The following is a 20,280-nucleotide window of genomic DNA, read 5'->3' as shown; positions in this document are numbered from 1 at the left end:
GTGTGATCCTCAGCTTCCATTGGTGCGGTCGTGGTCCCAGTCGTCTGGGATGTTGCTGCCGGTGTGCAGCGAGGAGGACTGCCCGCCTTCTTCACTCATGGTGAGGAAGGCCAGGTGCCGTTCGTAGGAGTCCAGGACATCGGCGATGACCTGCTCCCGGGTGTAGCCCATGAGGTCATGACCTTCCGAGCCGGTGGCGGAGAACGTCTCCACACGGTAGTAGGTCTCCTCGGTGGGGCGCATGCTACGTGCGAAGCTCGGCACCGAGTAGGCGATCGGGTAGACCTGGTACTTGAACTCGGTCTGCTCGCCGAAGTAGACGTGCAGATCGATGTGCGGGATCTGGGTGTCCGGGACCAGGCCGCGTTCGCAGCTGACCTCGGCTCCTTGTTCTCGCAGCTCGGTGGCGACATCTTCGACTGCCGGTGCGGCCACGGTGTTGACGAACTCGGTGGCCTGCTTCGCGGAAGGGAAGTGCATGCCACGGGCCAGACGACGGCGCCAGCTCAGCCCGCCACGCTCGCCGGAGTCCTGGCTGCGCTCGGAGACCATCCAGGGCAGGGTGGCCTCGCGGGACTCCCGGTTATAGCGCTCCATCTGCAGCGCTCGCCAGATGCCCACCATGAGCAGATACATCACCACCGAGAACGGCAGTCCGATGATGACCGTGGCCATCTGCAGGGTGTAGACCCCGTCGAGCATCAGCACCGCCAGCGTGAGCGCACCGGTGGCCAGGGCCCAGAAGACGCGGAGCCACGGGGCGCCGTCGTCGGAATGGCTCAGCGGCTTGGAGGTGAAGTTCGCCATCACCAGGGCCCCGGAGTCGGCGGAGGTGATGTAGAACAGCAGGCCGGTGATGACCGAGAGGCCGATGGTGAAAGTGGCACCGGGGTACTGCTCCAGCAGCAGGTAGTAGCTGGACTCGGGGCTCTCCACCGCGGCGGTGATGAACTCGGTGTTGCCGCTGAGGAACTCCCAGATCGCCCCGTTGCCGAAGATCGAGATCCACAGCAGGATGAAGCCGAACGGGATGATCAGCGTGCCGATGACGAACTGGCGCAGCGTACGGCCGCGAGAGATCCGGGCCAGGAACAGTCCGACGAACGGGGCCCAGGCGATCCACCAGGCCCAGAAGAACAGCGTCCACCATTCCAGCCACTCACCTTCGGGCGGGTCGTAGGCGAAGGTGTTCAGCAACATTGAGGGGAACTGGGCGGCGAAGTCGCCGGCGTTCTTGACCAGTGCGTTGAGCAGGTAGGTGGTCTCGCCGGCGATCAGCACGTAGAGCATGAGCACCACGGCGAAGACCACGTTGAGCTCGGCCAGGCGACGGATGCCCTTGTCAACGCCGGAGACGGAGGAGGCGATCACGACGATCACCGCGAGCACGATCAGCCCGATCTGGGCGCCGGTGCCCTGCTCTATCCCGAAGAGCCATTCCAGGCCGTAGTTCAGGAAGACCACGCCGATGCCGAGGCTGGTGGCGATGCCGAAGATGGTGCCGATGACCGCGGCGATCTCGATGCCGTCGCCGGTGGCGCCCTGAGCGCGCTTGCCGATGATCGGGTACAGCGCGCTGCGGATGCTCAGCGGCAGGTGGTAGCGGTAGGCGAACAGGCCGAAGGCCATACCCATCAGCGCGTACATCGCCCAACCGGGGATGCCGTAGTGGAAGAGGGTCCACAGCACTGCCATCTCGGTGGCCGCGGAGGAGCCGGCTTCCACCCCGGGGGCGGTGGTGAGGTTCGTGGCGGGTCCGGAGATCGCGAAGAACATCAGGTCCACACCGATTCCGGCCGCGAAGAGCATCGCGGTCCAGGTGAACAGGTTGTACTTAGGGGTGGAGTGGTCCGGTCCCATCTTGGTCCGGCCCACGCGGGAGAAGGCGACGATCAGCACGAAGATCACCACGACGCCGGCCGTGAGGATGTAGTACCAGCCGAGGTTCGCGCCGATCCAGAGGAAGACGGATTCCAGCGTGGTGTAGGCGGTGTCCGGTGCGAGCCATGCCCACAGGGTGAAGGCGATGATGATCGCCGCTGAGCCGATGAAGACCGGCAGGTTTACCTTCGAGCGTGCAGGAGTACCTTGTGGCGCGTCCCCCTGGACATCGCTCGGGACGTCACTGGGGACGTCTTGCGTGGCCGATGCCATGAAATTGTGTTCCTTCCGGTGCTGTGCGAGTGCGCTTGTGTATCGATAGGTTCGAGTGATTGAGCCTCAGGCATCTTAGACACGGGTTGGCCGGGTCCGGGGCACGAGAGGGTGGTAGATGTGATCCGAATCTCCAGAAACTCCGGGGACTCGGTCCAGATGCTGAACGGAGTCTCATTCTAAGGTGCGCTCCTCAGAGCCCGGAAGGTCCTGGAAGTCGCCGCAGCGGCCTCGGGACGGTAGGTTAGGTGACCGTGGCTTTGACTATCGGAATCGTAGGACTACCCAATGTGGGCAAGTCGACCCTGTTCAACGCGCTGACTCGTCAGTCGATCTTGGCGGCGAACTACCCGTTCGCGACCATCGAGCCCAATGTGGGCATCGTGAATCTGCCCGATTCACGGCTCGATGAGCTGGCGAAGATCTTCGGTTCGCAGAAGATCCTTCCCGCCACGGTGTCCTTCGTCGACATCGCCGGGATCGTCAAGGGCGCCTCCGAGGGGGAGGGGCTGGGCAACCAGTTCCTGGCCACGATCCGCGAGGCCCATGCGATCGCCCAGGTGGTCCGGGTCTTCGAGGACGAGAACGTCATCCACGTGGACGGCAAGGTGGATCCCACCTCGGACATGGAGACCATCAACACCGAGCTGATCCTCGCTGATCTCCAGACCATGGAGAACGCGATCCCGAAGCTGGAGAAGCAGGTCAAGGGGCGCAAGGCCGAGCAGGCCACCCTGGACGCCTACCTGGTGGCGCAGAAGACCCTGGAGCGCGGTGACACGATCTTCAGCTCCATCACCAAGGACAAGCTGGAGATGGAGCACCTCGGGCAGCTGAACCTGCTCACCGCCAAGCCCTTCATCTACGTGTTCAACGCCGATGAGTCCGGGCTGAACTCCGCCGAGAAGCAGGCCGAGCTCGCTGCGCTGGTGGCACCGGCCGACGCCGTGTTCCTCGACGCCAAGCTCGAAGCCGACCTCGTGGAGCTCTCCGAGGAGGAAGCCCGCGAGATGCTGGAGCTCAACGGCCAGGAAGAGTCCGGCATGGACCAGCTGGCCCGCGTCGGCTTCGCCACGCTCGGGCTGCAGACCTACCTGACCGCCGGGCCCAAAGAGACCCGCGCCTGGACGGTCAACAAGGGTGCGACGGCGCCCGAGGCGGCCGGTGTCATCCACACCGACTTCCAGCGCGGCTTCATCAAGGCCGAGATCGTCAACTTCGGGGACCTGGTGGCCGCGGGGTCGATGGCGGACGCGAAGTCTGCCGGCAAGGTGCGGATTGAAGGGAAGGAATACATCATGAAGGACGGCGACGTGGTCGACTTCCGTCATGGAATAACCTCTGCTGCGCAGGGCAAGAAGTGATCCACGGGCCGATCGAAACGGTGGTTATTGTTCGGATGAGGAGAGCCACATGGCCTACGACGTGACGTTTCATCGCACCGAGAGACTACGCGCCTTGGCGCGATGGTCAGAAGTAGGCGTCTTGGAGCAACGTGAAAAGTTGCCTATCGAACAGGCATTCGCAGATCGCGTTGCCCGTTCATCGAGGGCCTTCTTCAGGCCAGTTCCACTCCGTGATTCCGACTCCGTGAAATTCCATCGCCAGTTAAGCTACCTCATTGATGCATTTGACGCCTTGCCCGAGCGGGTGGACATCGCGTTCGACTCGACCTGGAAAGCATTTGAGCTGGCTTCCACCGAAATGGCTAACGGAAATATTACTGATCGACTCAAGTTGTTGGCAGAAGCGATTGATGTAAGCGTCACGAATCAACTCTGTGCAAGTTTCCCAGTGCAATCATGTGAGTATCTCTTCAAACGGCTCGTTTCCGATGCTGCTAAGCCTGAGGCTGACGTCCGAGTCGCCAACCGTGTCAAAGGCTTGGATGATGCCAGAATTAATCAGTTGCTGGAGCACTTGCGTGCCACCTATGGTGACGATTCTGCGGATTCGCGACGAAAGGGTGCGCTACTGCTGAGGAAGGCGCTTCGGGGAGACGTCCTCGATCTCGGTCCGGTCTCTGGTTTTAGTCTGGGAGCATTGTCGCGTTCGAGAGTCCTCATCTCCCTGCTTTTGTACACCGCTCGCAATGACAGGTTTCATGGAGAGTCGTTCTCGCCGTTTTTAAGCAGCGCAGCGAGCTTGCGCACGTACACCCATCCGTACTTTTTGTTCCTGGCCTCCTACTATCTGCTCTTGTGTGTGTGGAAAGTCAGCTGCTCAGAAGTCCTTTCCTGCGACGCCGCTGGCATGAGTGCCTCACTCGAAGAGAATATCAACACAGCGACGGGACTGTTCGGACGACATTGGGAGAAGTAGCGATGGAATGTAGGAAATACCAAACAGATGCACCGGACATGGACGGCGACGTGGGCGATTTCCGTCACGGAATATCCTCTGCGTCGCAGGGCAAGAAGTGAGCTGTTACTGAGAATGCTGGGACTTGCCGCTTGACGGGCTCAAATCGGTGGCTATGAGTGCAGGTGTGAACTCGGCCGCCATGAAAGTAAGCGCCAGGATCGCTCATGTTGATTGCTGGGAGATAGGACCACAATGACTACGCACGTTCAGCCTCTGAAGGCTGCAGAGATCAACCTTGGAAAGCTCTTTACCGACGACTTTGACTTTGTGGTCCCGGAGTACCAACGCCCCTACGCGTGGGGTGCAGAGGAGACTATGCAGCTCCTCTCCGACCTGCGTGGGGCGTTGGAACGCGACACCCGAGAGCCGTACTTCCTGGGGACCGTTGTCCTCGTCAAGGATGCAACCGCGCCTCGATCTGAGGTCATCGATGGCCAGCAGCGGCTCACAACACTTACCTTGCTGATCGCTGTCTTGCGCGACCTCGTTACGAATCCTGGGCTCCGGTCGGACATCCATAAGTTCATCGAGGAGCCCGCCATCGCATGGGACGACAAGCTCGCACGTCCGCGACTTAAGTTGCGTCCACGTGACGCGCTGTTCTTCCGCGAGTATGTCCAGACCGATAGTATGACGGCGGCGTTGGCCGGGATAAGCGACAACCTCACAGCGACCGACTCGCAACGTTTGCTTCGCGATAATGCAGGCGTCCTGCTCGCGGAGCTTTCGACCTGGAGCCAGGAGTATCTTCAGCGTCTGTTCAAGATGATGGCGAAGCGCACCTTCGTGGTTACTGTCAGCACCCCCGATCTCAACAGCGCCTACCGCATCTTCAGTGTGATGAATGCCCGGGGCCTACCGTTGTCTCCGCCCGACATCTTCAAATCTCAGATCATTGGTGCCATGCGCGAGGGTGAACGTTCTCAGTTCGCGGACGTCTGGGAAAAGTTGGAAGAGGACCTAGGGCGTGATGAGTTCGGGGACCTATTCCTCTACATCCGCGCCATAACCACTCAGGCCCGTGCTGTGCGTGGTCTTCTCCAAGAGTTCCCGGAACAGGTTCTGAACGCGTATCTTCCCGACGATGGCAAGGGGTTCATCAATGAGGTCTTGCAGCCGTACGCGTTGGCGGACAACCGTCTGGTCGCCCAGGACTTCGAGGGCGGCGCGGATTGGCAGAACGTTAACGCGTGGATGAAGCGTCTGAGTCAGCTGGATAATGATGACTGGCGACCCGTGGCGTTGTGGGCGCTCAAGGAGCATGGAGATGATGCCGTCTTCCTGAACGCGTTTTTTGAGAAGTTGGAGCGACTGGCGGCGAGCATGTTGGTTCGGCGCGTCTATGCCACTCCCCGCGTGCAGCGCTATATGGATCTTCTCAAGCAGCTTATGGCTGGAGACGGACTTGAGAGTGCTGCTTTTGACCTCACGGTCGAGGAGAAACGGGAGACCCTTGACCGTCTCGATGCGGAGATTTATCTGACCCAACCAGTCCGTAAGTATGTATTGCTGCGACTGGACTCCATCCTGGCCGATGACCCGGGGGCTTCCTACGATCATAAGACGATCACCGTCGAGCATGTCCTGCCTCAGCACCCCAGTGAAGGTAGTCAATGGTCAGAGGATTTCGACGAAGAGCAGACCGCCTACTGGACGCATCGGCTTGGTAACCTGCTATTGCTTAACCGCCGTAAGAACGGCCAGGCACAAAACTACGACTTCGATAAAAAGAAGGATCGGTATTTCACCTCAGGCAAGGGTGTTGCCGTCTTCGCGCTCACCACACAGGTGCTCAACGAGACTACTTGGACGCCCGAGACGGTACAGCCACGTCATGAGAACCTGATCGGCGTCCTGCGAACAGCGTGGTCTCTCGAATGAATCAACTCTTCAATGGACCCGCCGCGTCATTGCGGTCGATCGGAGATGTGTTCGACTTTCGTCAAGGAATAACCTCCGCCGTTCAGGTCAAGTAGTGACACAAACGTCTGTTAGGTCGATGGATGTCCTGTCGGCGGTCGCTGGATCCATCGCGGCTTTGCTCGCGGTGGTTGCCGTAGTGGTGACGGTCTACATTGCGCGTCAGTCCTACAAGCAGACGCAGGCAATCGCGGTAGAGCAGGAGCGACGGGAGCTTCAGGGATTCCACTCCGAGCGAAAGTCCGAGTTTCGCGCTCACGTTAGGCAGGTTCTTTCTGCGGCGCACGCCATAGGCGGAATGCTGAACCCGCGGATGTCAGATCTTCTTTCTGTTAATGAGCAACAAGGTATTGATAAGACACAGCTACGCAGGCTCCTGGCACAACTAGAAACTGAAGTTAGTCTGCTCACCGTGTTCGCGTATTCCTCCGAGGTTATACCTGCCGAGTTGAAACCGTTGATTGCGAAGCTATTTGAAGAGGCCGCGTGGGTCTACTCGGACGCACTTCACCTGGCAATTCTCGAAGTCGAGCCGGAGGAAACTCGTCAGGTCGTGGACGTCCGTAACTCTCGGAAGGTTGTGGATTTGCTCCTCAACGGTTCAGCAGTCAATCTTGCGCCGCGGCTCCTACCCGGCTACGTTCCCGAAGACGTTTCTGGTAGTTGGCCTGCGGCGCACGTTGCATGGCAGGAAGCATACGATCGTCGTGAGAAACTGCTCCTTGCCAGCCGGATCGTATCCGGTCAGCCGCTGCCAGACACCCTTGCAGGCATTGCGGCAAGGTCGCTTCAGTGGGTTACTCTCCGCCGCTTCGAAGACTTGGTGATCGAGATCCTTGCCACTTGGGATACTGGTGACGCAGTGGAGTTCCGCTTCAACGTTTAGTACCAGCCCCTAACCACAGACCTCATCTCTTTCGATCGTTCTCGTCGTCCTGCTGAGTGGGCCTCCAGCTTCTCTCCGGACGTCAAGCAGGACCAATGCCTCACCTCCGGCGTCAGTTGAGGGACGTGATGTCGTAGGTATGGCCTGCCTCGCGCAGCCGCTCAACCAGAACGTCACCGAGGGCGGTCGCCGGGGTCAGCGATCCGGTGGCGGGCGGCAGACGGTCGCCGTCGAGGGCAAGTGAGAGGGCTGTCTCCCCGGCCATCACGGCGGTGGCGGCGTATCCCGGGTCGCCGGGCCCGGCTGCGATGGCACGATAGCGCCGGCCGCTCTCCGTGGAAGCAGTCACCTGGGAATGGAACCAGCCTGAGCGCCGCGCGGCCTCGCTCGGGCCCGCACCCGGCGACGGAAGGACACGGTCCAGTAATCTCCTCGTGAAGGGTAGAGCCAGTGCGGCTCCGAACAGCCGCAGGCCAAGCGCCGTCGCCCCGGCGGTGACGGCCCCGAGAGGCCCTCGCCCCGTACCCATCACTTCGCCGTACCGCAGGGACCTACCGTAGGCCCAACCCTGCAGGGCATTGCTGCGGCGTACGATCCGCGTATTCGCCGACGCCATGATGAAGGGCGCGGCCCACGGGCCGTCATCCGAACGGCCGACCCACCCCAGATCCGGAGGCTGCCGGGTCGCGGGCTCCGCCGTCCGGTCTGGACTGAGGGAGTAGGGATCGCCCGCAAGCGATCGCAGCACAGGGTCCGTCCGGATACCGTCGAGCTGACCTCGCATGGACTCGATGGTGCCGCCGCTGACACCGCCCTTCGCCCTGGCAACGAGCTGCACCTCGGTCAGTCCGCCCGCGCCATCAGCCCGCGCGGCCTGGTGCAGGAGGAGCACCGCGAGGTCCGACGGGACGGAGTCGTAGCCGCACGCATGGACGATCCGTGCACCTGTAGTCCTCGCAAGGGCATCCCAACGGTCGATAGCTTCACGGACGAAGGACACCTCTCCCGTCAGGTCCCCGTAGTGGGTGCCGGCGCGGGCACACGCCTCGACAACCGACAGCCCATATTTAGCGTAGGGACCCACCGTGGTGAAGAGAACTCTGGTGCCCGTGGCCATTGCCGCGAGCGAGTCAGGGCGCTCCGTATCGGCCTCAATGATGGCCCAGTCATGAGCCGCGACGGGCAGTCTGGACCGCACGGCTTCGAGCTTTGCCCTCGACCTGCCCGCGAGTCCCACGCGCAGGTCCGGTGGAGCGTGGTGCGCAAGGTGTCCAGCGATGAGTTCCCCGACGAAGCCGGTCGCACCAAAGAGGACGAGGTCGTGGTCGCGCGTGGGGGACTCCATGGCGGCAGTCTTCCACAGCAGAGGCCGGACCGGCACCGGAAACTGCGTCCCTGTCCTATCGCTGAAGTGCCCCGTCGCCCCAAAACCAGATCACAGACCATCACTAGTTAGCGAGGCCAGGTGCCCTGACAGCTAATTGGAATCTTGGCTTCGGTGTCAGCCACGCCCGCTTGGGCCGGGCTCCAGCGTGCGAAGCAACTTGTCCATCGCGATCATGGCGCCGCCCATCACGGCCGGCAATCCGCCGCCCGGATGGACCGAGGCGCCTACCCGCCACAGCCATGGCCGCTTCAGGCTGTGGTGGGCTGGACGGTGCAGGGGCCCGCTCATGACCAGGGGGCGAACCGGTCCATACAGGGCACCCCCGGAAGAGCCTGCGAGACTGAAATAGTTCGGATCCAGGATGGTGCTTTCCTCGACATACGCATCGAAACTTTCGGGCAGTCCGGCTGCGTTCCACACACGGCGAAGTTCCCGGTCCACAAAGGCGTTATCGAGGCCATAGCGCTGTCCGTTTGAGGGCGCCGTCAGCAGCACTGCAAGGGTATCGGCGGTGTTGGTGCCTGAGTCCGTCGCTGGATAGTAGTTGAGGAACGCCATCGTCTGGTCCGGCTCGCGTTGAGCCTCCAGACTCGCGTAGAGCGCCTGCGGATCCTCGGGCAGAACTACGCTGTGCCGCGACATGTCTGCGGGAAGGGGACGCTTGAGCGCAGCGTAGATGGCGACCGCTGAACAGGAGAGCTTCCGTGGTGGTCGGGGTGTGCGCCCAGGCAGCAGTCCCTCGAGGCGGTCAGCGTCCAGGCCGCTGACCACGGCGTCCGCCGGATGTACCCTTTTAGCGGTCCTGACCTGTCCCCGCTCCAGGGCAAGGACGGGCTCATCGGTGCGAACATCGACCCCTGCAGCTCTTGCCAGGCGCTCGAGGGCCCGCACCAGTTCGTGGACACCACCCCGTGGCACCCACACCCCGTCTTGGGCCATCACCGCAGGCATGCTGGCATACAGTGCCGGGGTGCGGGAGGGACCCACCCCTGCGTTGAGTGTGTGGATGGCGATCACTTCGCGCAGCCCGTCGGGCAGCCAGGTGAGACTGTCGAGATAACTGCGGGTAGTGAGCCGATGGCCGTAGAGCTTCCCCAGACGAGCCAGCGAGGGGCGCGCATCGCGTGCCATCACGGCCGTCGTCAGAAGCTGGGTCACGTCTGGGCCGATGGGTGCGTGCAGCGCTGCGAAACGCTCCCACGCCGGGTGCCACGGGTGTCCCGGAGGAACCGGCAGCGAACAGACTTCCCCGCGGAAGTAGTACCGGCCCACTTCCGGAAGCCGTTCCAGGTTCAACCCCGCCGTCTCTTCGGCGGCCAAGGATGGATCCTGACTGGAAGCATCCAGTCGGCGCAGCAGCTCCTGCCACACGGTCGGAAAGGTGAACAGCGAAGGGCCGGTGTCGATGGTCTGACCGCAGACTTCGATGCGGCTGCTCTTGCCGCCCAGTGTCGAGTCAGCTTCTAGAAGCGTGACAGTGTGTCCTGCCCATGCTGAGAGCACTGCCGCCGTCAAGCCTGCCACTCCACCACCGATCACCACGACACTGCTCATGGGTACCACCCCAGCAGCAGCGCCGCGGCCAGTTGAACGCCGGCCACAGTTCCGGCGACGTAGGGAAAGGCGATGGAGTAGCGGTACAAACCATGGGCGGTGGAGACGAGGGGGGAGCGGAACAGCATGTAGAGCAGACCTCCGCTGATCAGCGCGTTGACCAGCGCAACCGGCACATTGACCATGGCAAAGCCGATCGTGGCTGCGGCCCACCAGAGCCCACTCCAGAGCACCACCCCGCGAACACCGAGGCGCACCGCTGTGGTGGTGATGCCGGCGGCCTCGTCTTCCTCGATGTCCTGTACTGCGTCGAAGGTGTGCTTGGCCGCGCTCCATGCCATCAGCGCCACTGCAGCAGCCCAGACCGGACCGGTTCCCAGGGCGAGCGGAACAAAGACCATCGGCAGGGCATAGGCGGCGTTGCTGAGCGAATCAACAAACGGGCGGGCTTTGAACCGTAACGGTGGCGCCGAATAGAAGATGAACACGAATAGATAGAGCGCTATCCATAGGAGTGCATCCCCGGGAAGCGCCCATACGAAGTACGCCAGGAACGGAAGATTGGTCACAAGAACCGCGACCCATATCGAGATAACCTCAGCCGCGCGAATCCGTGCGCCCTCGAGAGACCCCTTACGCGGATTGAGCGCGTCGGTTTCTTGGTCGAAGATGTCATTGACGCCGTAGATGAGCAGGTTGAATGGCAGCGTCAGCCACAGCAGCAGCGCCAATGCATCCCAATGCCACAAGTGACCGGCCAGCCACATTCCCAGGACGGCAGGACCAACAGTATTGATCCACAGCACCGGCCGCGAAATATGAACCATTCGTTGGAAGACAGATTCAGCTCCGGAATGAGTTTTGACGGTGGAGCCCCTTCTGCCTGGGAACGTAGTGGTGCCTGAATGAACTACAGGCCTGTTTTCGCCGGTGGCCTGGCTCTGTGAAGTCCAGTCGCCGACGGCGGCTGAGCCTATGGTCAAGATGCTACGTCAGGTATCGACCGCGACCTGGACTGTTAACTCAGAGCAGGGGCCATTCCGACCAGCGCGTGCCGCTCTGCGAGCTCAGCGAACCGACTTGTGCTGCGCCGCCTGCCGCGCTTGACCTAAGGTCTACCCATGACGAATCTTCAGGGTGCGGTTGTTCTGGTAGTCGGCGCCACCGGCGGGCTCGGCGCGCGGATCGCCGATCAGTTGGAGAGTCACGGGGCCGTTGTTGCCCGGTCCTCGAAGTCTGCTGGGCAGGATCTCCGTGAACCCTCCGTGATTCGAGAGGTGCTCGATGCCACGAAGGCGCAGCACGGACGCCTCGACGGGCTGGTGGTTGCGTCCGGGGTCGTCGCCTTCGGCGCCGCTTCCGAGATTGAACCCGCCACGGTGGAGGAACTGTTCGCTGTGAACACGACCAGTGCGATCCAGCTCATCACCCAGAGCCAGTCCGACCTCGTGGCCTCGGCACAGGACGGCCGGGAGCCCTTCGTGGTGACACTGAGCGGCGTCGTCGCAGAGACCCCGGTCGCCGGACTGGCAGCATATTCGGCGTCGAAGGCCGGGCTCGCGGCCTTCGTTCTCGCGGCGGCGCGCGAGTACCGGCGCGCGGGCATCCGCCTCGTGGATGCCCGCCCAGGCCACACGGGCACCTCGCTGTCCGAGCACCCGATTGCCGGGTCAGCGCCGCGATTCGGAGCGGCGCTGGATCCAGACCAAGTTGCCGCGCGGATCATCACGGCGATCATTGATGGCGAGAAGGACCTGCCCAGCACCGCCTTCTAGTCGCGGCCGAGACGATGAGACTGGGCGTGTGTGCGAACGTCTCTAGAACAGCGGCCAGGGAACCGGTGACATCTCACCGGCCGGAGCCGGAAACACCCCCGCCGAACGCAACCTGGTGCAGCGACCGGCAAGTGCTGCGATCTCCTCGGCGCTGAGCAGCTCGGCCAAATCTTGACCCAGATCACCGCCAAGCCCACTACAGACCCGGTCGATGCCCTCGCGTTCCTCGTCGGTCAGGGGGTCTCCCACCCAACCCCAGAGGACCGTGCGCAGCTTGTGGTCACGGTGGAAGGTGAGCCCATGGTCCACGCCGTGCCGGTGGCCATCGGTCATGGCCAGGATGTGGTCACCCTTGCGGTCGGCGTTGTTGACGACGGCGTCGAACAGGGCCATTCGTCGCAGCGCTGAAGAGTCTTCGTGAATCAGGGTGACCATCCGGCCCTTCTGGTCCTGTCCCTCCAGCACATGCTTCCAGCCGGACTCCGGCACGTCGTCCGTGGCGACCAGATCGACGGCGCTCTGGTCCGGGTCCTGCTCCTGCCAGAGCTGGACCATTCCGTCACCCAGGGGACCATCGCGCAGCCAGGTCTGCGGGACCACGCCCCAGCCGAGGGCCTCCGAGACCAGGTAGGCGGCCACCTCCCGGTGCGCCAGAGTGCCGTCGGGGAAGTCCCACAGCGGACTTTCCCCGGCCATCGGCTTGTAGACGACGTTCACCTCGCCGATGCTGCCGAGGAACGTGGCGTTCGAGGCCGTCCTGATGCGTCCGGTGAGCGTCAGTTCCGCGGTCACCAGGTCCGTCGCTGACATCAGCCCTCGGCAGCGGTGCAGGTATGCCCGTCGGCGTCGATGGGGTAGCCGCAGAGCGGGCACGCGGCGCCGGCACCGACGATCTCACGGGTGCGCTTGGCGAACGCGCGGGCGGAGCTACCGGCATCCGCACCAGCAGCATCTCAGTGTCCTGAGCCTCGTCTTCGGGGGGCGATGCGGCGTCGTCGTCGTCCTCTTCGAGGTCAGTGATCGGGTAGGCCTCGATGATGACCTGGGCCGTGGCGGGATCCCAGCCCAGACTCATCGCGCCGGTGCGGAAGTGCTCCTGGACGGTCTCGAGCTGGTCGTTGTCGACAAGTTCAGGGGGAGTGCTCGTGGGAACGCTGAAGGGGTTGCCCTCCACGGTGATGAGCTGGTCGAGGATCTCGTCGATCTTCTCCGCGAGGAGGGCCGACTGCTGCTTTTCGAGGGCGACGCTCACCAGCTGCGTCCCCGAGCGCACCTGCAGGTAGAACGTGCGCGCCCCGGGGAGGCCGATGGTGCCGACGACGGCCCGATCGGGCCAGTCAAACTCGTGAACACGTGTAGGCATATCAGTATTCTAGGCGCATGTGGTTCAGGGCGTCTGATGCCCTGCGCCGCCGCCCACCGGCGCGTCACCTGCGTGAATGCCCTTCGAGAGCCATGAGAGGTCGCCCGCGTCGGTGTTGGTCGCGTGGACGCTGGGCCTACTGGCGCCGTAGCGCACGATCGACACGGAGGCGGGGCCCACGTTGATCCGCTGAAACAAATCGAGGTGCATACCGAGCGCGTCGGCGAGTATCGACTTGATGATGTCGCCATGGCTGACCGCAACCCACACGGCCTCGGGCCCATGCTCGGCCTCTATGACTGCATCATGGCGGCGGATCGCCGCCACCGATCGAGCTTGCATCGCGGCCATCGCTTCGCCCTCGGGAAAGACGACGGCGGAGGGTTGCGACTGCACCAGCGGCCACAGCTCCTCGGTGGCGAGTTCGGTGAGCAGTCGGCCCTGCCACGTGCCGTAGTCGGCTTCGATGAGACCGTGTTCCAGCGGCGCGGCAGGCGTGCCCGCTTGTCGGTTGAGGATGTGCTCAGCGGTCTGCTGACAACGCTCGAGCGGGCTCGACACCACTGCGGCCAGGTCAATGGCCGCGAGTCGGTCTCCGGTGAGAGCCGCCTGGTCGCGCCCGATCTGGTCCAGGCTCACGCCCTCGGCTCTGCCGGCCAGCAGCCCGGTCGCGTTTGCTGTGGTGCGGCCGTGCCGCACGAGAAGAACTGTCGCCATTCGTTCAGCCTATCCACCCGGGCTATGGTGCGGGGGGAGTCGAGTGTGCCTCCCCCTCCCACGGCATGTCTGTCTAGCAGGTTGGGTACGCTGGGAGTGGTGGCTCGCGCCACCGATAGCGCTTCCACGTGACGACCACGTGAATCATCGCGGAGAGGCCTGAGCGTTTCAGGACATGTCCAGATGGGGTGCGGCGCATCGATGCGCCAACTTCATTCCGCCGATGCCCGGCATCGGCTGGCGAAAGGACATGACATGTCTTCGAAAGACGAGAAGAATCTCTCTCAGGTGATCGAGAAGATCTCGAAGATGGATGAGCCGCGACGGTCGGTGATGCAGCAGGTGCATGACATCATCATGACCGCGGAACCTACCCTGAAGCCTCGGATCTGGTACGGGATGCCCGCCTATGCGAAGGCGGCCAGCTCCCCGGCGTTGGTGACGCTGCGCAACGATGAGCGCTTGAACCTTGCCATCACCGAGAAGCCGGCCTTTCGACCGGCGGGTGGGGTGGACGGTGCCCTGATGCCGGCCGCGTGGTATTTCGAGTCCGTGGACGAGTTCACCGCGAGACGGATCGCCGAGATCGTTCATTCGGTGGTCGACTGAGCCAAGGGGTCCTAGGTGGGGTGCGGGCCGGGTTCCGGAGACGCTGGAGCCCGGCCCACCACCGGATACTCGCTCAGCGGAGTCGAGGCGTTGCCGTGTCCGGGTTCGACGGGTGCACCTTTGAAGGCTCGACCGGGAATGCGCTCGGGGCATGCTCATCGCCACTGTCGCCGAGCGATTCTGCGGTTATCTCTGCGACAGGGCACGCCCTAGAGTCGGGAGATGAAGTCCATATCCAAGCCTCTTACTGACGTCACGCGGGGACGAATCGTCACGGCCTGGGCGAATGCGCTCGGGGTGCCTCCCGACGGCATCCGTCAAGACGAGTGGGTCTTCGTCGAACGGGCGGACCTGAGCGCCGTCGTGGTCGTGCGGGTCGACGGTGTCGGTCTTGTGGCTGCGCCCGCGAAGATTCTTGACCAGCTGCGTGACGTCTCCCGAGAGGTGCTCCTCGATGCGGACGCACTCGCCAGCATGCTTCCTGACGCTGACCCCATCGGCAGCGCCGATCTGCTCTTCGCCGAGCGCAGTCCTCGATCCAGCCCATCTAGCGTCATCGCCGCACGGCCGTTGGACCTGGCCACCATGCGGGCTGGCGTCAGTGCAGCGGAGTGGGATGAGAGTGGCATCGAGGAGACTGAACGCCAATGGGTCGCGCTGGATCCGGCGGGAGATCCTGCTGCGATCGCGGGATTCTCTCGTTGGCGTTCCGAGCTTGCCCAGATGGGGGTCCTGGCTGCTCCGCAGTACCGAGGCGCAGGCCTCGGCCACGCCGCTGCAGCGGCTGCGACAGATGCGGCTCTCGGGGCGGGGCTGATCGCGCAGTGGCGAAGCCGTCAGGGAAACCAGGCGTCCCGCGGGCTGGCGCAACGCTTGGGATACACCCAGCTCGGTGTCCAAGCGGCCGTCGCACTCAACGGCTAGCGGCCGTTGATCACCGTGCACGGTGAGCCTGCGACGTTCCCTTCTTGTACGACCTCCTGGACTCAGCTTCAGAGCGGTCTACTCCTCTTCATCAGGGAACACCATGGGCTCACCTCAGACGTTGCGCGAGGCGATTGAAGTGTTGCCACCACCGAAGTGTGCAGTGATAGTCGTCTGCGTAGCCTGGTCGTTCCAGCGGGTCCTTGGCCGGAGGTAGTTCAGGATGTGACGTCGACATCTTCATGACCCGCGGCGAGACGATATACCGCCTCACACATAGGGGGTCCACTCCCCGCGCGGTAAGAGGACCCCCTACGTGTTGAGTTCTTCCTACTGAACCGGAATAATCCCGGCGTAGTCCGTCTGATACCCAGTTGTTGGCTGGTGCGGGATCTCATCCCACCGCTCCGGATCCTCCTGCTGGATCTCACCCGTCGCCATTCCGATCAGAAGCTCCTCCAGTGCGAGCACATTCTGCCGGACCGACTTGCCACGTGCTTTCTGGCCCAGGCTGCCGTCGGAGGTGTTTCCGCTCGTCTCAAGGAAGACGACCGGGTTGCTGTGACCTTCAGGATTCAATCCCTGGTAGTCCAGGCCCAGCATCATCGCTGAGACGACGCCGCCCTTGATATCGATCTCCAGGCCGTTGCCCACCTGGTAGCGATCGATATTGATAGAGCCGTACTTCGAGAGTTCGTCGAAGACATGGACCATCATCTGCCGGGTCAACACGTCGTAGGTGCCATCTGCAAGCCCAGGCAGAGTGGGCCCACCCGGGGCCAGAGAAATGCCGAGGGACAATGTCACGTCATCGCCGGTGTCCCATTGCTGTTTCAAGCCCTGGTGGTGGATGTCCACGCCGAAGTCAGGCTTCACCATGGTCCAGTATTCGTAGAACGCCAAGGACTCTTTGGCCGCGAACCCTGCTTCAGTCCAATCACGGTTGAGGTCGATGCGTAATTCCCGCCCGTTCTCACCGAGCTCTGGGGAACCGGTCAGGTCATCCCAGAGGATCGTCTGGCGGATGTTCGCCTCGGACCCGTCCGGGTTGTACATCGGGATGATGTGGAAGGTGTACTTTTCGCGCAGCAGGTTGTAATCCGGTGAGCCGTTGCTGCCCAAGTCCTTGAGCAGAGTCAGGAGTGACTCCGTGCCGTAGGGCTCGTTGCCGTGGATGCGTCCTTGAAGCCAAACGTCCTCCGGACCCGTCCCCACGGTGGCGACGTACAGATCGCGGCCCTGTTCGGAGGTGTTCACAGACGTGCCGGCCTCGGCGAGCGTGAACGCGTCGACGTTGAAGCGGGATGTGCGCTCAAGCTTCTGCAGCTCTTTCTGCACATCTGCGTAGGTCAAGATGCTGGAGATGTTGGTCTGCCCGTTGGGCGAGGGGAAGTTTGCGCTTGCCATGGCGGGTGCGACGCCGGCTGGTGCAGCGAGCATGAGTGACGCGGCGGTCACGACGGCCGCGAGGCGGCGACGGTGACGACGTACCGGTTTAGTGGACTGCATGTATCTCCTAGGGGTGTTCCCGTGGTGCCACCGCCCGCTGCGGGCTGGTCGCAGCCCCGACCGTCGTTGCTCGGGGCAACCATTACTCTATATGTGATTCACGCCACTATGGAAGAGGGGTTCCGATGTCTGGGGTAGGCGGCATGGCGGCCCTGCCTCCAGGCTTTTCCGGTCAGTTTCAATCGCTCCGGGCGGAGATCGGGTGAGAGGCTCCGGCTGGGGTGGCTCGGACGACGCCGAATGTGCTGCGAGGTAAATGTGTGGGTCTATTCGCGCTGGGTCCTTGGCAGTGAGTGGGACTTCCTGGACAGCTAAAGCGGAAACGCGGTGGGCCGCTGGTGATCCAATACTGGTCGTCGATCGAAGCCCTGTATCGGCATGCCGCTGATCCGGAGTCTTCTCACCGACCGGCCCGGGCCGCGTCTAACCGCCGCGCACAGCAAGCCCCCGGGGCGGTAGGAATCTGGCACGAGATTTAGGCAGTCGACAAGGCGGAGTCGATTTACCCCGATACGCGAGCAGCGGGGCTGAGTCTGCCGACCTCATCGGTTCCCGCCACGACAGCTGCCAAAGCCTGATCGAAGGGAAAATCTTGCTGGAGTTCATCCGATCAGATGGGGGGGGAGTGTCTTCCACCTCCACGCTCTCGGAGGTGAAATTCCGGGGGAGTGCCGCCTCGCCCTGACCGAGCTCAGCGCCCCAGTGAGCTCAGCGCGGCTGAGGTAATCGTCCCGGCGTCGATGCCGTGAAGGGCATGGGCCTCCGGCAGGGAGGAGGACTGCCCATACTCGGTCACACCAAGCGTCCTGGTGCGGTCTCCGCGCACGCCGGCGAGGAAGGACAGCGCATGCGGGTGACCGTCTAGCACTGTGATCAGTGGAGCGGGGTGTGCTGTGGGAAAGAGCTGTTCCAGGATCGCAGTCCCTGGACCCGGTTCCAGGGAGTCCCGGGAACGCATCGCCTGAAAGAGCCGGGACGGGCTGGTGACGTTCACGATTCCGGCCTTCACTCCGTGGGTGTCCAGGGTCTTTGCGGCCTCGCAGAGGTTGGGAATCACCGCCCCCGCGCCGACGAGCACCACATCATCCTTCTCGGCTGGATGGGTGCTGATCCGGTAGCCTCCGGCCAGGGCTTGGCGTCGCCGTCGTTCCCAGAGGGCCGGATCTTCGGGGAGCGCAGCGAGGGACTGTTCTACCGGACGGGTGGAGAGTCGGAAGTAGGCTGACCGCCCACCGGGCCGTCCCAGGTGGGAGATGGCCTCGAGCAGGCTCCACTCGAGGTCCTGGGCGAAAGCCGGCTCCCAATAGTCCAACCCAGGCGTGGAGATTCCGATGGAGGGCGTGTTCATCGACTGGTGGGCGCCGCCCTCTGGGGCCAGACTGACCCCAGACGGGGTTCCCACGAGGATCGACTGGCCACCGGCGTAGGTGCCGAACATCCATGGTTCCAGGGCCCGTGGGACGAAGGGGTCATAGAGGACCCCGATGGGGGCGAGTGGTTCGCCCCATCGGGACCACGTGGCGCCCAGCTCGCCGATGAGGCTGACCAAGTTGACCTCGGAGATCCCCAGCTCGATGTGCTGACCGTGAGGGTTCTCCTGCCAGTGGAGCACGGTCTCGTCGTCGTCGGAGAACCAGTCTCGCCGTTCGCTGAGTGACCACACCCCGGTTTTGTTGATCCAACCGCCCAGGTTGGTGGAGGAGGCGACATCCGGGCTGACGGTGACGATGCGGCGGGCGTTCGCGGGGTCGGCTCGCTTCAGGTCGGAGAGCAGCCGGCCCAGCGTGGCCTGGGTGGAGGTCTGTTGTTTGTGCTTCCACTTCAGCTCCTGAGGCACCGGAATGCCGCTGGTCTGCGGCACCGGAGGGCGGCTCAGTCGTTGAGCGGTCTCTGAGCAGAGCGCAGCCTCATCCGTCCCCTCGGGGAATCGCCCCCAGGGGGAGTCGAGGTTCGTCCCGGAGAGCGCGGCAAGCTCACGCATCTGTTCCTCGGTCAGCTGGGCGGCGTGGTTGCTGGGGTGGCCTTCGGTGGCCAGGCCGCGCCCCTTGATCGTGTAGGCGAAGATGACGGTGGGCCGGGTATCGTCGATCTTCTGGTATGTGGCCAGAAGCTCCTGGATGTCGTGACCTCCGAGGTCCCGCAGGGCCTCTGCCAGGTCACGGGGCTCCAGGCTTGAGACCAGCTCGGCCAGCTGTGGGTCCGGTCCGTCTCCGAGCAGCCTGGCCGCGGCCTCGTCCGGGTGGGAGCGCAACAGGCGCTGGTACTCCTGGTTGGGCATCTCTTCGAGCCGGCGCCGCAGCAGCTCCCCGCCGGGCTGGCTGAAGAGCTGTTGGAGGCGCCTGCCCCAGGTGCAGGTCAACACCTGCCAGTCGGCGGCTGCGAACATCCCCTGAAGGCGTTGGATCTGCACGTCTGGGATCACCCGGTCCAGTGACTGCCGGTTCAGATCGACGATCCAGACCACGTCTCCGAGCTGGCGGACCTCGGGATCGATGATGGCCTCCCACACGGCCCCCTCGTCCATCTCGGCGTCGCCCAACAGGCTGTAGAACCGGCCGCCCTCCGGGAGCTCAAAATGGTCCTGCAGATAGCGCCGCGAGAGTGCCGCCCACACCGGTGCCGTGGCGCCGATGCCGACGGATCCGGTGGAGAAGTCCACTGTGTCCGGGTCCTTGGAGCGGCTCGGATAGGACTGCAACCCGCCCTTGGAACGCAGGGTGGGCAGATACTTCTCGTCCAGGTCTCCCAGCAGATAGTTGATCGCATGCAGCACCGGGGAGGCATGAGGCTTCACCGAAACTCGGTCCTTCGAACCCAGCTCGGCGAACCATAGGGCCGTCATGATGCCCACCATTGACGCTGAGGAGGACTGGTGGCCCCCGACCTTGATGCCACCGGGAGTCTCGCGGCCCCGGTTCGCGGCGTCGATGATCGCGGTGGAGAGCCACAGCACCCGCTGGGCCACGGCGTCGAGGGTCGACCCGCTGAAGGAAGAAGCCGCAGAGAGCGGACGCTCATTGACGCCCGGCGCGGGATGGCGCTGAACGCTGGTCTCGAACTGGCGGTCTTCCTCGTCGAAGTCGCCAGGGCCCTGCCTGTCGGGATTCTGCATGGTGGG

The 20,280-nt window shown here is 63.3% G+C and carries 16 protein-coding genes and 1 pseudogene; 8 read left to right on the top strand and 9 right to left on the bottom strand.

What is annotated here, in order from left to right; all coding sequences use genetic code 11:
* Positions 1 to 9: 9 nt before the first annotated feature.
* A complete protein-coding gene (betT, locus tag BG28_RS11990; protein WP_084479697.1) occupies positions 10 to 2,154 on the bottom strand; it encodes a choline BCCT transporter BetT in 2,145 nt (714 codons plus the stop codon).
* 254 nt (positions 2,155 to 2,408) lie between these two features.
* Here betT and ychF point away from each other — a divergent pair, with 254 nt between their 5' ends.
* The 4 genes from ychF (at position 2,409) to BG28_RS11970 (ending at position 7,324) form a co-directional block, all read left to right on the top strand.
* Positions 2,409 to 3,518: a redox-regulated ATPase YchF gene (gene ychF, locus BG28_RS11985; protein WP_036477380.1), complete on the top strand. Its 1,110-nt coding sequence runs from the start codon at positions 2,409 to 2,411 to the stop codon at positions 3,516 to 3,518.
* Between the two features lie 49 nt (positions 3,519 to 3,567).
* The gene (locus tag BG28_RS11980; RefSeq protein WP_036477193.1) at positions 3,568 to 4,476 is read left to right on the top strand and encodes a hypothetical protein; all 909 of its coding nucleotides are present in this window, start codon (positions 3,568 to 3,570) and stop codon (positions 4,474 to 4,476) included.
* Positions 4,477 to 4,710: 234 nt separating this feature from the next.
* On the top strand, positions 4,711 to 6,399 hold the full coding sequence (locus tag BG28_RS11975; protein WP_036477189.1) for a DUF262 domain-containing protein: 1,689 nt from the start codon (positions 4,711 to 4,713) through the stop codon (positions 6,397 to 6,399).
* A 118-nt stretch (positions 6,400 to 6,517) separates the two neighbouring features.
* The gene (locus BG28_RS11970; RefSeq protein ID WP_152539287.1) at positions 6,518 to 7,324 is read left to right on the top strand and encodes a hypothetical protein; all 807 of its coding nucleotides are present in this window, start codon (positions 6,518 to 6,520) and stop codon (positions 7,322 to 7,324) included.
* Between the two features lie 112 nt (positions 7,325 to 7,436).
* Here BG28_RS11970 and BG28_RS11965 read toward each other — a convergent pair whose 3' ends face one another.
* The 3 genes from BG28_RS11965 to BG28_RS16340 all read right to left on the bottom strand — a co-directional run bounded on the left by BG28_RS11965 (position 7,437) and on the right by BG28_RS16340 (position 11,092).
* The gene (locus BG28_RS11965; RefSeq protein ID WP_036477184.1) at positions 7,437 to 8,669 is read right to left on the bottom strand and encodes a trans-acting enoyl reductase family protein; all 1,233 of its coding nucleotides are present in this window, start codon (positions 8,667 to 8,669) and stop codon (positions 7,437 to 7,439) included.
* A gap of 156 nt (positions 8,670 to 8,825) precedes the next feature.
* Positions 8,826 to 10,265 (bottom strand): NAD(P)/FAD-dependent oxidoreductase, encoded by a 1,440-nt coding sequence (locus tag BG28_RS11960; protein WP_036477182.1) that lies wholly within the window; start codon positions 10,263 to 10,265, stop codon positions 8,826 to 8,828.
* A complete protein-coding gene (locus BG28_RS16340; protein ID WP_051501397.1) occupies positions 10,262 to 11,092 on the bottom strand; it encodes a UbiA family prenyltransferase in 831 nt (276 codons plus the stop codon). Before BG28_RS16340 ends, BG28_RS11960 begins: the two co-directional genes overlap by 4 nt.
* A 294-nt stretch (positions 11,093 to 11,386) precedes the next feature.
* Here BG28_RS16340 and BG28_RS11950 point away from each other — a divergent pair, with 294 nt between their 5' ends.
* A complete protein-coding gene (locus tag BG28_RS11950) occupies positions 11,387 to 12,040 on the top strand; it encodes an SDR family oxidoreductase (protein WP_036477178.1) in 654 nt (217 codons plus the stop codon).
* 42 nt (positions 12,041 to 12,082) lie between these two features.
* On the opposite strand, the gene BG28_RS11945 is transcribed toward BG28_RS11950, so the two are convergent.
* From BG28_RS11945 to BG28_RS11935, 3 genes and pseudogenes are all read right to left on the bottom strand, one after another.
* On the bottom strand, positions 12,083 to 12,850 hold the full coding sequence (locus BG28_RS11945; RefSeq protein WP_036477176.1) for an SCO1664 family protein: 768 nt from the start codon (positions 12,848 to 12,850) through the stop codon (positions 12,083 to 12,085).
* Positions 12,850 to 13,403 (bottom strand): annotated as a pseudogene (locus BG28_RS15080) (DUF3090 domain-containing protein). The gene BG28_RS11945 and the pseudogene BG28_RS15080 overlap by 1 nt, the downstream one beginning before the upstream one ends.
* A gap of 24 nt (positions 13,404 to 13,427) precedes the next feature.
* Positions 13,428 to 14,120 (bottom strand): histidine phosphatase family protein, encoded by a 693-nt coding sequence (locus BG28_RS11935; protein ID WP_036477171.1) that lies wholly within the window; start codon positions 14,118 to 14,120, stop codon positions 13,428 to 13,430.
* A gap of 255 nt (positions 14,121 to 14,375) precedes the next feature.
* On the opposite strand from BG28_RS11935, the gene BG28_RS11930 reads away from it, so the two are divergent.
* Together BG28_RS11930 and BG28_RS14545 are read left to right on the top strand one after the other, a co-directional pair.
* Complete coding sequence (locus BG28_RS11930; protein ID WP_036477168.1) at positions 14,376 to 14,729, top strand: DUF1801 domain-containing protein; 354 nt, start codon at positions 14,376 to 14,378, stop codon at positions 14,727 to 14,729.
* 222 nt (positions 14,730 to 14,951) lie between these two features.
* Positions 14,952 to 15,653, top strand: a complete 702-nt coding sequence (locus BG28_RS14545; RefSeq protein WP_051501395.1) for a GNAT family N-acetyltransferase — start codon at positions 14,952 to 14,954, stop codon at positions 15,651 to 15,653.
* A gap of 330 nt (positions 15,654 to 15,983) precedes the next feature.
* On the opposite strand, the gene BG28_RS11920 is transcribed toward BG28_RS14545, so the two are convergent.
* Positions 15,984 to 17,162, bottom strand: coding sequence for a M14 family zinc carboxypeptidase (locus BG28_RS11920; RefSeq protein WP_036477164.1), 1,179 nt, complete (start codon positions 17,160 to 17,162; stop codon positions 15,984 to 15,986).
* 293 nt (positions 17,163 to 17,455) lie between these two features.
* Here BG28_RS11920 and BG28_RS16855 point away from each other — a divergent pair, with 293 nt between their 5' ends.
* Positions 17,456 to 17,641, top strand: coding sequence for a monooxygenase family protein (locus BG28_RS16855; RefSeq protein WP_084479695.1), 186 nt, complete (start codon positions 17,456 to 17,458; stop codon positions 17,639 to 17,641).
* A gap of 212 nt (positions 17,642 to 17,853) precedes the next feature.
* On the opposite strand, the gene BG28_RS11915 is transcribed toward BG28_RS16855, so the two are convergent.
* Positions 17,854 to 20,274, bottom strand: a complete 2,421-nt coding sequence (locus tag BG28_RS11915) for a pyruvate dehydrogenase (protein WP_051501394.1) — start codon at positions 20,272 to 20,274, stop codon at positions 17,854 to 17,856.
* Positions 20,275 to 20,280 lie beyond the last annotated feature (6 nt).

The sequence above is a fragment of the Nesterenkonia sp. AN1 genome (assembly GCF_000582475.1).
Classification (GTDB): domain Bacteria; phylum Actinomycetota; class Actinomycetes; order Actinomycetales; family Micrococcaceae; genus Nesterenkonia; species Nesterenkonia aurantiaca.
Note: the sequence above shows the minus strand (reverse complement) of the source record. Positions and strands in the feature narration are given on the sequence as shown.

Bases quoted from the DNA above. Each gene is read 5' to 3' on its own strand.
- betT (WP_084479697.1), bottom strand. From the start codon at position 2,154: ATGGCATCGGCCACGCAAGACGTCCCCAGTGACGTCCCGAGCGATGTC.
- BG28_RS11980 (WP_036477193.1), top strand. From the start codon at position 3,568: ATGGCCTACGACGTGACGTTTCATCGCACCGAGAGACTACGCGCCTTG.
- BG28_RS11975 (WP_036477189.1), top strand. From the start codon at position 4,711: ATGACTACGCACGTTCAGCCTCTGAAGGCTGCAGAGATCAACCTTGGA.
- BG28_RS11970 (WP_152539287.1), top strand. From the start codon at position 6,518: ATGGATGTCCTGTCGGCGGTCGCTGGATCCATCGCGGCTTTGCTCGCG.
- BG28_RS11965 (WP_036477184.1), bottom strand. From the start codon at position 8,669: ATGGAGTCCCCCACGCGCGACCACGACCTCGTCCTCTTTGGTGCGACC.
- BG28_RS11960 (WP_036477182.1), bottom strand. From the start codon at position 10,265: ATGAGCAGTGTCGTGGTGATCGGTGGTGGAGTGGCAGGCTTGACGGCG.
- BG28_RS16340 (WP_051501397.1), bottom strand. From the start codon at position 11,092: ATGGTTCATATTTCGCGGCCGGTGCTGTGGATCAATACTGTTGGTCCT.
- BG28_RS11950 (WP_036477178.1), top strand. From the start codon at position 11,387: ATGACGAATCTTCAGGGTGCGGTTGTTCTGGTAGTCGGCGCCACCGGC.
- BG28_RS11945 (WP_036477176.1), bottom strand. From the start codon at position 12,850: ATGTCAGCGACGGACCTGGTGACCGCGGAACTGACGCTCACCGGACGC.
- BG28_RS11935 (WP_036477171.1), bottom strand. From the start codon at position 14,120: ATGGCGACAGTTCTTCTCGTGCGGCACGGCCGCACCACAGCAAACGCG.
- BG28_RS11930 (WP_036477168.1), top strand. From the start codon at position 14,376: ATGTCTTCGAAAGACGAGAAGAATCTCTCTCAGGTGATCGAGAAGATC.
- BG28_RS14545 (WP_051501395.1), top strand. From the start codon at position 14,952: ATGAAGTCCATATCCAAGCCTCTTACTGACGTCACGCGGGGACGAATC.
- BG28_RS11920 (WP_036477164.1), bottom strand. From the start codon at position 17,162: ATGCAGTCCACTAAACCGGTACGTCGTCACCGTCGCCGCCTCGCGGCC.
- BG28_RS11915 (WP_051501394.1), bottom strand. From the start codon at position 20,274: ATGCAGAATCCCGACAGGCAGGGCCCTGGCGACTTCGACGAGGAAGAC.